We start from the raw sequence: 10,682 nt of genomic DNA, 5'->3' as shown, positions 1-10,682 counted from the left end.
AAACTCAACCTGACTTCGCCCGCAGAATTCTCCAGGGCACGCCACCGTCGCTAGAATCCGGCGAAGCGTCTCCTTAGCCGCCGTTGGGTTCGCTGCTGGCCGCACCCGTGGACACCAGCGGCGGCAGGGCCTCCAACTGCGCCAGGAAATCCACCGCGGCGCGGCTCGGCGTGCCGGGCCTACGACGAAGATCGGTGCCCAGCGCGGTCAGCCGGTCCCGGCTGGTGGCCCGCAACGCATCAGGCGTCACCGTGTCCAGCACTGTCATCCCCAGCGCAGCCGCGTCGTCGGCCCGCCTGTGGACGGCTTCGGCGCGGGCAAGGACGGTCGTGGCGGCCGCCCACCCGGGACGGCCATGCGGGATGTGCTGGAGAGAGTCGCCCGCATACCGGGCGGCCTCGGCCGGGTCTCCGGCCACCAGCGCCGCCTCCGCCTGGTGCATCTCCAGCTCGGCGCGGTCGAATCCGAACCGGCCGGGCACGTCGTCCTGCGGCGCCGCGTCCATCGCATCCAGCGCCCGCCCAGATAGCCGCGCGACCTCCGCGCGCGAGTGCGTGCCGAGCGCCGCGGTGGGCCGCAGCAGTCCCCACGCGAGGATCTGCGCCTGCCGCAGCGGCTCCTCGGCCTGCTCGTAGGCGCGTTCAGCGTGCTGCACCGCTTCGGCGTACCGGTGCTCGTAGTAGGCGATCATCGCGCGGGCGCCGGTGGTCCAGCACTCCAGCCACCGGTCTCCGACGTCGTCACCGAGCCGCGCGGCCGTGGCCAGATGCACATCGGCGGCGGCCTGGTCGCCGAGATGGAACGCCAGGTTCCCGACCGCGGCCGATAGCCAGCCCGCGATCCGGCGCAGCTCACGCCGATCAGGTTCGGTCTGCGGGTGGTGGAGCAGCTCGTTGACCAGCGTGCGGCAGCGGTGCACTTCCTGGGACAGCACGGCCGGCGGGTACTGCGAATACCGCAGGTCGTAGTGGGCCAGCGCGGCGGCGAGGTTCTCGCGGGTCTGCGGGCCGCCCGCGGGGCCTTCGACCTCTCGCGCGAGCTCCACCGATTCGCGCAGTGCCGCGAGTCCGTTGCCGCCAGCCGTCATGAGCGCCCCATTCCGTGGTCGCAGCGGTCGCCTCTGCCAGGCACCGTACCCCCGCCGCTGGTAGCCCGCGGGAGGGCTCGCCCAAGCTGGAAGGCCGAGCTGGGCCGGTGTGGCGTTGTAGAGGCGGCACAGCGCCATCGCGTAGTCGGGGCTGGGCGGGTGCTCGCCGTGCTCCCACCTGCACAGCATCGCCGGGTTCAGCGGGGGAACTCCCAGCCCGTCCGCGCGGTACAGCTCACCGACTCCGCGGACCACGTCGGCGCGGGACCAGCCGTAGGCCCATCGCCACGCCTCCAGCGGCAGCACCTGGGGAAGCTGAGCGAGGATCTGCGCGGCGATCTTTTCGACTGGCCAGCGGGAACGCTGGCCTTGGGAGCGGATGGCGCGGGCCTGCCCGGCGAGTTCCTTACGGCGGGCCCGGCTGATCGTTTGCGCCAACGCCACCTCCGGCATGGGCAGGTGGTTCGAGCGTAACGCGGAGCACCGACAGCAATCATTGCCGCGACCGGCAATGGCCGCGGCAATAGTTCGCGCACATCAGCGACATTGATGCTCTCCCAAGCATCGGCGGACGGTGGAGACACCAAGGCGAGGGCCGACCGGGTCCCCGCCGAACCAGGAAGGACGCAGAAGATGCGCCTCGACACCTCCGCCACCTCCACCGGAACGACCCCCGCCGGCGCCGCCGGCGACGTGTTCGACCTCGACGTGTCCGTGGCCGCGGCCGCGCCGGCCGCCGCGCTGGTGTGCAGCACCGACAACGGCTGCGACACCCAGAAGCAGGGCGACTGCTGAACCCTCCGCTCCCGCCGGGGACGCGCCGCTGAGCGTCTCCCGGCGGGAGCGGCCCGTCCAGAACTTGTCCGGGGACGCGCGGGAGAGGGGGCCGGGATGGGGACTCAGCCGAGGATGCCGCTGTACCGGGCGGTGGGTGCGGGCCTGGTGCGGGCGGCTGTGCAGGCTCCGTCGCCGCTGCCCGGCTGGTGGCCGGGCCTGGACGATGACGCCCAGGTCAAGCAGTGGCGGGCGTGGCTGGCGCAGGTGTGGGCGAACCGGCCGGTGGCCGAGGCGGTCACGGCAGCCAGCCCGGTCCTTGGAGCGGCGATCGGCGCGGTGTGCGCGGGCGGGCGGGCGCCGCGCCCCAAGCAGGTCCGGCGGATGGTGCTGTCGCTGGCGCGGTATCTGGTGCGGATGCAGGGGCGGGCGACACCGTTCGGGTTGTTCGCGGGGGTGGCGCCGCTGCGGCTCGGCGCGCCTGCGTCGATCTGGGACGCCGCAGGCGGGGTGGTGGCGCGCGCTGACGCGGTGTGGCTCGCCGAGGTGACCGCGCGGCTGGAAGCCGACCCGGCGGTGCTGCGCGATGTGCCGGTGCTGACGAACGACCTGGTGTTCGTACGCGGTGAGCGGCTCGTGGTGCCCTGGCAGCCGCATGGCGGCCCCGGCAACGGGACGGCGGCGGAGATGTCGGTGCGGTACACGCCGCCGGTCGCCCTGGCCCTGCGTCTGGCGCGTTCTGCGCTCCCGGCCGGTGAGCTGGCCGAGAAGATCGCCGCCGAGTTCCCCGGCTCAGGGAGCGCGACGGTGGAGAACCTGGTGACCGGCTTGGTCCGGTGCGGGGCGCTGATCAGCGGCCTGCGCGCGCCCTCCACCGTGACGGACGGGCTCGGGCACCTCCTGAACCGCGTCGACGGCCTGCACGGGCCGGTGCCGGAGACGGCTACGGCCCTCGTCGGCGAGTTGCGTGTGATCCATGAGCGGCTGCGCGCGTCCGACCGCGCCAAGCTCGGCGCGACCGCGACCGCGACCGCGAGCGCCGGGGCCGACACGGTGACGCGGATGCGGAAGGTGGCCGACGGGGACCGGCCGCCGATCGCGGTGGATCTGCGGCTCGGCTACACGGTGACGCTGCCTCAGCAGGTCGCCGACGAGGCCGCGGCCGCCGCCGGGGCGCTGCTGCGGCTGACTCCTCACCCGGCCGGGCACCCCGCCTGGCGGGATTACCACGCCCGTTTCGCGGACCGCTACGGCGTCGACGCCGTCGTGCCGCTGCTGCAGCTGGTGGACCCGGTGACCGGGCTGGGATATCCGGCGCACTTCGCCGAGGGCGACGCGCAGCAGGCACGGCCTGCGGTGGTGTCGCCGCGCGTCGAGCGGCTGCTGGCACTGGCCCAGCAGGCGGCCCTCGACCGGGCCCGAGAGGTCGCGGTGGATGACGACTTCCTCAACCAGGTGTTCGGTGAGGGCCTATCCGCGGGCTCGCCTGCGGGGGCCTGGCCGCACGCGCAGGTCTGCGCGCAGGTGCTCGCGCCCACGCTCGCCGCGATCGACGGCGGCGCGTTCACGCTGCTGGTCACCGGGATCGGCCGCAGCGGGACCGCGCTCACCGGCCGGTTCTTCGACGTCCTGCCCGGCAGGGAACGGGCCGGGATGCTCGCCGCGGCGGCTGCGCTACCGGTCGCCGTGGACGGCGCCGTACTGGCGCACCTCTCCTTCCCGGCCCGGTTCCCCCGGGCCGAGAACGTCACCCGCGTGCCCGCGCTGACTCGCGACGTGCTCACCGTGGCCGAGCACGACGCCGACCACGCTGGGGACCATGCCGGGGATCGTTCCGGCCGTGATGGTCTGCGAGTGGAGGACCTCGCGGTCACCGCCGACGCCACCGGCCTGTATCTGCTGTCGCTGTCCCGCCGCCGGGTCGTGGAGCCGATGCTGCCCAACGCCGCCGCCCGGCAGGTGATGCCGCCGTTGGTCCGGCTGCTGTACGAGCTGCCTCACGCGCGTATGGCGGCGCTGTCGCCGATGGCGTGGGGGCTGGCGGGCCGCTGCCTGCCGTTCCTCCCGCGGATCCGTTACGGCCGCAGCGTCCTGGCCCCGGCGCGGTGGCGGCTCCCCGCGGGTGCGCTGCCCGGCCCGACCACCTCAACGCAGGCGTGGAACGACGCGCTCCACCGGCTGCGGGACCGGCTCGGGCTGCCCGGCGCCGTCGCGGTCGGCGCGGGCGACCAGCAGCTTCGGCTGAGCCTGGACGATCCCCGCGATCTGGCGGTGCTGCGCGCGCACCTGGACAGCACCGACGACGCCACCGTGGCCGAGGCCCTCGCCGACGATGGATGGCTGGACGGACACGCGCACGAGATCGTCATCCCTCTCGCCGTCGATACGCCGCCGGCTCCGGCGCCCGCCGCCGTCACCGCTCCCGGACCGATCAGGCTGATCGACCCCCGCGACGACGTCCTGCCGGGCGGCACGGTGCTGTTCGCCTCGCTGTACGGGGCGCCGCAGACCGTCGACACGATCCTGCTCGCTCACCTACCTGACCTGCTCGCCGAGTGGGACGAGCCGCCGGTGTGGTGGTTCGTGCGGTACCGCGACCCCGCCCCGCATCTGCGGCTGCGGCTGCGGGTGACCGACCCGGACGAGTACGGGGCCGCCGCCGCCCGGGTCGGACGGTGGGTCGCCGGGCTGCGGCGGCTCGGTCTGATCGGCGAACTGTCGTTGGACACCTACCGGCCCGAGATCGCCCGGTACGGCGCCGGCGCGGCCGTGACCGCCGCTGAGGACCTGTTCGCCGCCGACTCCGCCGCCGCCCTCGCACAGATCCACGCGGCGGCGTCCCGGGCCGTGGACGCGGACGCCGCCCTCGCGGCGAGCATGGTCGATCTGGTGTGCGCGATGGCGGGCGGGTGCGCCGCCGGCATGGACTGGCTGATCGGCCGCCCGCACCGCGGCGGCGCCGGACCGCTGGACCGTGCCGTCGTCGCGGAGGCCGTCACCCTCGCCGGCGCCCCCGGCGAGACACCGTTCGCCGCCGCGTGGTCGGCGCGGCGCCGAGCAGCAACGGCCTACACCGACCGTCTGGCGGCCGAGCCCGCCCGGCGGCTCACCGCCGCGGCGGTGACGCCGTCGCTGCTGCACATGCATCACATCCGCGCTCACGGCATCGACCGCGACCACGAACGGCTCCTCACCCGCACGGCCCGCGCCGTCGCGCTGGCCGCGACAGCGCGACGGAACAGAGAGGACAACCAGCGGTGATGCCCACGCCGGACATCTCAGTACCCCGACGCCAGGCCGCGCTAGCCCTGGCCGACCAGATCGCGGAGTCCGTGGCGCACCTACCCGACGCCGCTGAGCTAGTACCGGAGTGGCGGGACCAGTCGCTGTCCAAGGGCGCCGCCGGAATCGCCGTGCTCCACGCCGTCCAAGCCCGCGCCGGGATCGGCGGACGGGACCTGGCGCACGCGTGGCTGTCCCGCGCTGCCCGCAACGCCCTGAACACCGGCCCCAGCGCAGGCCTGTGGTGGGGCGCGCCAGCGGTCGCGTTCGCGATCGCCGTCACCGCGCCGGACAACCCGGAGAGTGGGCCGCCGGGCGGGCACTACCAGTCCGCGCGGCGGGCTCTGGACACCGCCGTCGCCGACCTGACCCGCGCCCGCCTGCAGGCCGCCGCCGACCGCATCGCCGCCGCCGTGCGGCCACCGCGCGCCGAGTACGACCTGGTGTCGGGGTTGACCGGGCTCGGCGCCTACCTGCTGCATCGCGCCCCCGCCGGCGGACTGCTGCGGGATGTGCTGACCTACCTGACCCGGCTGGCCGACCCCGTGTCGGCGGGCGACGACGCCGGAGCCGGCGTGCCGGGATGGTGGACCAGCGACATACCGCTGGGGCGGCCCGAAGAACGGTTCGCCGGAGGGCACGGCGACCTCGGCGTCGCTCACGGCATCACCGGCCCGCTCGCGCTGCTGTCCCTGGCGATGCGGCGCGGCATCACCGTGCCGGGGCAGGCAGACGCGATCGACCGGATCTGCCGATGGCTGGACCACTGGCAGCAGGACGGTCCCGCCGGGTCGTGGTGGCCGATGCGGGTTCCCTGGCCCGATGTCCGCGCCGAGCAGACGACCGAGGACGGCCCGGCACGGCCGTCCTGGTGCTACGGGACACCGGGGATCACCCGCGCGCAGCAGCTCGCGGGCCTCGCGCTCGGCGACACCGACCGGCAGCACCGCGCCGAACGCGTCCTCCTCGCCTGCGTGAGCGACCCGGCGCAGCTCGGCCAGCTCACCGACCCGGCGCTCTGTCACGGATGGGCGGGCCTGGTCGCGACGGTCTGGCACGCCGCCGCCGACGCCTCCTCACCAGCTCTCGCGTCCCGACTGCCGGGCCTGGTCGACACGCTGATCACCCGCACTGAAACCGCTGGCGCCTGCCCGCCGTGGCTCATCGAAGGGACCGCCGGCGTCGCGGTGACCCTGCACATCCTCACCCACCCGTCGACCGCCCCCGCCGGGTGGCCGACCTGCCTACTCCTGTCCTGACCAGCAGCGCACCGCGCGAACCAACGACACGGACAACAGAAAGAGATCATGATGCATCCCCCCGAAAGCGCCGCCGGCAATGTTTCTGGCGAGTGGGTCCAGGCCGCCCTGTGGTGCGACGACTTCCAGGCCGCCGAACTGGCCGCAGTCACCCACGTGCGTCCCCGACTCGCCGAGGCCGCCGACATCACCGGCTGGTGGTTCATCCGGAAAGGCCCCTGCTGGAGGCTGCGGATCCAGCCCGCGCCCGGCCGCCGCGACGCTGCCGCCGCCGCGCTCGCGGCCATGTTGACCGACGCCGACCCGGTCCGCCGATGGGCCTGGGGCATCTACGAGCCGGAGACCATCGCGTTCGGCGGCCCGGCCGGGATGGACCTCGCGCACACCCTGTTCGTCGCCGACACCGACCACCTGCTCGCCCACCTCACCGACGCCCTCGACGGCACTCCCGATCACCGGAGGGAGGCCGCGCTGCTGCTGAGCGGCGCCCTCATGCGCGCCGCACGGCAGGACTGGTACGAGCAGGGCGACATCTGGGCGGCCGTGGCCGCGCACCGGCCAACGCCCTCACACCCCCGCCCGGCCGGCCCGGCCGCCAAGCAGGCGGTACGGCGGCTCATCAGCGCCGAGCCGGCGCCCGGCGGGCCGCTTGCGACCGCCGGATGGGTCGCCGCGTTCGAGACGGCCGGAGCCGCGCTCGCCGACCTGGTCCAGCGCGGTGCCCTCACCCGGGGCCTGCGCGCCGTGTTGAGCCACCACATCCTGTTCGCGTGGAACCGCGCCGGTGTCCCGGCCGCCGATCAGCACCAGCTCGCGGCGACCGCCGCTGACCTGGTCTTCCACGACCCGCCCGTAGACGTGGTGAACTGCGGAATCCACGCCGGGTCGGCGACTACCCTGACGCCGTGACCATCGACACCCAGCCCACCCCAGAGCAGTTGCGGGAGGCCCTGGTCGATCGCATCCGCGGCCTCGGCGCCTTCCGCACCCCCCAGGTCGAGCAGGCGTTCCGCACGGTTCCGCGGCACCTGTTCCTGCCGGGCGTGGATATGGAGACGGCCTACGCGCCCAAAGTCGTGGTGACGCGCCGCGCCGACGACGGGACCGCGCTGTCGTCGGCGTCCAGCCCGAACGTCGTCGCCCGGATGCTGGAACAGCTCGACGTCCAGCCGGGCCACCGCGTCTTGGAGATCGGGACCGCCACCGGAATCAACGCTGCGCTCCTCGCCGAACTCACCGGCCCCGCTGGCGCGGTGACCTCGATCGAGATCGACCCGGACCTGGCGAGCGGAGCCCGCGCCGCCTTGCACACCGCCGGATACCGGCAGGTCGAGGTGATCGCTGGAGACGGCGCGGTCGGCCACCCCGCGCGCGCCTCCTACGACCGGATCATCGTCACCGCAGGCGCCTTCGACATCTCCGCCGCCTGGTGGCGCCAACTCGCCCCCGGCGGCCGCCTGGTCGTGCCCGTGCGGCTCCACCCCAGCGGACTCACCCGCTCGATCGCCCTCGACCTCGACACGACCGGGCCGCTGGCCACCTCCCGCTCGGTCCAGGTGTGCGGGTTCGTGCCGATGCGCGGCGCTGACGCCGCCCGCATCGAGCACAAGATCCCCCTCGGTGAGGGTGTCGCCGTCACCATCGACGCCGACGCCGCCGACCTCATCGGCGAGCTGGGGCAGGCACTGACCAGCCCGCGACACGAGCACTGGACCGCGATCACCGTCGCCGACGACGACCCCGTGGAGCACCTCGACCTGTGGCTCGCCACCACCCTCGGGTCCCGGTTCGCGCGGCTGTCCGCCGACACCGCCGCACGCGACAGCGGTCGCGCCGCCCCGGCGCTTCGGTGGGCGGGCGCCGCCGTCGTCGACGACGGCACCCTTGCCTACCTCACCGTCCGGCCGGTCAGCCCCGACCGCGAGGAACTCGGGATCGTCGCGCACGGCCCCCGCGCCAACAAACTCGCCACCCGAGTCGCTGACCTGCTGGCCTCCTGGCACCGCGACCGGCCGACCCAGCCCCACATCACCGCATGGCCCACCGCCACCCCGCCAAAGGCGACCCCGGTCGGCTACCGCATCGACCGGCCAACAACGAGCTTCACCATCAGCTGGTGAAGAGGTGTCACCGGAATACGGTAGAAACGGCCGTCCGATCGCGGCGCCACTAGCTTCTAACGCGCCTTGAGAAAGAAGTTCGCCCGCGGCTTCCCGTTGATCTTCGCCTGGGGGCTCTTACGAGTGATTGGCTCCTGTCGTTCCTTGCGGTGCGTCTCAATGGGTACCGGGCGGGGGCCGTGGGTGGAGGACCTCACGATGACCTGGGTGGAATTGCTGACCGCGGTGGTCTCGATGGCCTCTGCGGTGGTCTCGGTCGTGGATGCCCGGCTGCGGGCACGGCGCGATCGTCATCCCGCCGCTGATGAGTAGCGATGAAGCTCCAATCTGGGGACCGAACCCGGCCAACCAGGAGAGGGCGGAAGGTCGCGATGCCAGGATATCGACGGTGCAGCAGGCCTTCCGGAAGTTCATCGAGGACGACTACGTCTTGGTAGTGCGGTTCGTGATGCGGATGGGCGCGAGCTTGGAGGACGCCGAGGACGCCGCGCAGCAAATGGCCGAGAAGGCCTGTCGCAAGGTGAAGCGTGGCGGGTGGCAACAGATTTCCCACCCTCGGGCGTGGGCCCGGAAGGTCGCCCTTAACGACTACCGCGCGCAGCGACGGAATGAGATCCCGTTCTCGTCGATCATGGATGTCGCCGAGGCAGGCCCGGGGCACGCCGAGTTGATCGGCCAGGCGCGCGACATGATCGCTCTCCTGCAGCGTCTGGACGAGGACTGCCGCGCAGTCATCGCGTTCGACTTGGACGACATCCCAGGGCCTGAGATCGCCGTCGTGTTGGGTAAGACTCAAGAGCAGGTTCGAGACTTGCGCAAGAAGGGGCGTAGACAGCTCTCGAAGTTCCTGCCCGATGCACAGGGAGGAGAAGGACAGTGGTGACGTCTTCCGAATCGCCTGGGCTGATCCGCGCCAGAGGCGTCATCACCTTCGGTGAAGGTGTCCCTTACCCGCAGCCTAGATGCGCGCTCGTCTACGTCGACAGGAACGGAACGCCGAAAGTCCGGGACAAGCGTCCGGGCATGTTGGAACTCCTCCGCTACACGACCTGGTTCGAGGTCGACGTTGCCGACCACCTCGATGTCATCACCACGAACGCCATCGAGGTCGAAGTCCGGTGGCGCGTCACCGATCCCGCGCGGATCGTCATGGGCAACATCACCGACGGCCAGACCGTGGTCCGTTCACATGTGAACAGCAAGATCAAGAAGATCACCCAGCAGCACGACATCGACAAATCCAGCACCGTCGAGGACCTGTTGCAGACCGAGTTCGCACACCCGGTGGTGCTGGACGAGGGCATCACGATCCTCCGAGTGGTGGAAGTACAGCGCCTTGACGCACCTCCCCGGACCGCCGGCGACGACGACAGGCTGTCCCTCTTCGAGGTCCTCCGTCCCGGCGAGGTGGAAAACGAGGAAACCCGACGCCAGGCGTTCGAGAAGATGGTCAGCGAGGGGCTTATCCCGGAGGCTGGTCTCGCCTCGTTTCGGGAGCTGTCCCGGCTGGTCGAGCAAGTCTCGGAGCCAGCTGACGACGCTCCTGATACCGCGCAAGATGTCCATGGTGTCGCAGATTGGGTGTCGCCCCCTTGGCGCGATCCTGGTGCACGGCCGTCGCCCGCACCGGACGTTTCGAGCGAGGCAGGCCCTAACGATGCCGACGAAGCGGCGCTGGACGCCTTCCTTGCCGACGCCGACGCCGAGCTCCTGGACTATGTGCGTGACCGTGTCGATTCAGCGCAGGTCATAGCGAGGCTTCTCGACGAGGAAGATACCGGTGCCGACTGACTGTGCTCGAATAGCGGGCCGGAGGGCGAAGTAGCCGTTTGTGCCGTATTCCGGCGGCCCCCGTGGTAAGCCGCGCACGGCTTCGTCGTGATCGGCGAGGCGCGGGGCGGCCGGTGATGGAGCGGTCGCCCAGTGGTCCCGGCCGGGGATAGGTCAGGTGTCGGTCTATGCGGTCAGTCGTTCCCAGTAGTCCAGGCCTCGGCTGCGCTCCACGGGGTCCGGGATGTTGGCTACCAGTTCGGCTGCGGCCGCGGCGAGTTCGACCTCGCTCATGTCGTTGCCGAGCATCCGCTGATCCGGGTCGAGATGCAGTTCGCGTACAGCGAGGGCGGCGGCGTGGGCCTCTATGGACAGGTCGAATATCAAGGT

The 10,682-nt window shown here is 72.3% G+C and carries 9 protein-coding genes; 7 read left to right on the top strand and 2 right to left on the bottom strand.

What is annotated here, in order from left to right; all coding sequences use genetic code 11:
• Positions 1–73: 73 nt before the first annotated feature.
• Complete coding sequence (locus tag ABD296_RS25940; protein WP_344272207.1) at positions 74–1,525, bottom strand: helix-turn-helix transcriptional regulator; 1,452 nt, start codon at positions 1,523–1,525, stop codon at positions 74–76.
• Positions 1,526–1,720: 195 nt separating this feature from the next.
• Between ABD296_RS25940 and fxlA the strand changes: the two genes are divergently transcribed.
• The 7 genes from fxlA to ABD296_RS25905 all read left to right on the top strand — a co-directional run bounded on the left by fxlA (position 1,721) and on the right by ABD296_RS25905 (position 10,313).
• Positions 1,721–1,882, top strand: coding sequence for an FxLD family lanthipeptide (gene fxlA / locus ABD296_RS25935; protein ID WP_344272205.1), 162 nt, complete (start codon positions 1,721–1,723; stop codon positions 1,880–1,882).
• Between the two features lie 96 nt (positions 1,883–1,978).
• Positions 1,979–5,122 carry a lantibiotic dehydratase gene (locus tag ABD296_RS25930; protein ID WP_344272202.1) on the top strand — a complete coding sequence of 1,048 codons (3,144 nt, stop codon included), beginning with the start codon at positions 1,979–1,981 and terminating at the stop codon, positions 5,120–5,122.
• Positions 5,122–6,402 (top strand): lanthionine synthetase C family protein, encoded by a 1,281-nt coding sequence (locus ABD296_RS25925; RefSeq protein ID WP_344272199.1) that lies wholly within the window; start codon positions 5,122–5,124, stop codon positions 6,400–6,402. Before ABD296_RS25930 ends, ABD296_RS25925 begins: the two co-directional genes overlap by 1 nt.
• Before the next feature lie 48 nt (positions 6,403–6,450).
• Positions 6,451–7,311, top strand: coding sequence for a thiopeptide-type bacteriocin biosynthesis protein (locus tag ABD296_RS25920; protein ID WP_344272195.1), 861 nt, complete (start codon positions 6,451–6,453; stop codon positions 7,309–7,311).
• Positions 7,308–8,522, top strand: a complete 1,215-nt coding sequence (gene fxlM, locus ABD296_RS25915; protein ID WP_344272192.1) for a methyltransferase, FxLD system — start codon at positions 7,308–7,310, stop codon at positions 8,520–8,522. Before ABD296_RS25920 ends, fxlM begins: the two co-directional genes overlap by 4 nt.
• A gap of 388 nt (positions 8,523–8,910) precedes the next feature.
• Positions 8,911–9,405, top strand: coding sequence for a sigma-70 family RNA polymerase sigma factor (locus tag ABD296_RS25910; protein ID WP_344272189.1), 495 nt, complete (start codon positions 8,911–8,913; stop codon positions 9,403–9,405).
• Positions 9,402–10,313, top strand: a complete 912-nt coding sequence (locus tag ABD296_RS25905; protein ID WP_344272186.1) for a hypothetical protein — start codon at positions 9,402–9,404, stop codon at positions 10,311–10,313. The genes ABD296_RS25910 and ABD296_RS25905 overlap by 4 nt, the downstream gene beginning before the upstream one ends.
• 165 nt (positions 10,314–10,478) lie before the next feature.
• Here ABD296_RS25905 and ABD296_RS25900 read toward each other — a convergent pair whose 3' ends face one another.
• Positions 10,479–10,679 (bottom strand): hypothetical protein, encoded by a 201-nt coding sequence (locus ABD296_RS25900; protein WP_344272183.1) that lies wholly within the window; start codon positions 10,677–10,679, stop codon positions 10,479–10,481.
• Positions 10,680–10,682 lie beyond the last annotated feature (3 nt).

Source organism: Actinomadura napierensis, assembly GCF_039529375.1.
GTDB lineage: Bacteria > Actinomycetota > Actinomycetes > Streptosporangiales > Streptosporangiaceae > Spirillospora > Spirillospora napierensis.
The sequence above is the reverse complement of the archived record's forward strand: the minus strand, read 5'-3'. Positions and strand labels throughout refer to the sequence as shown.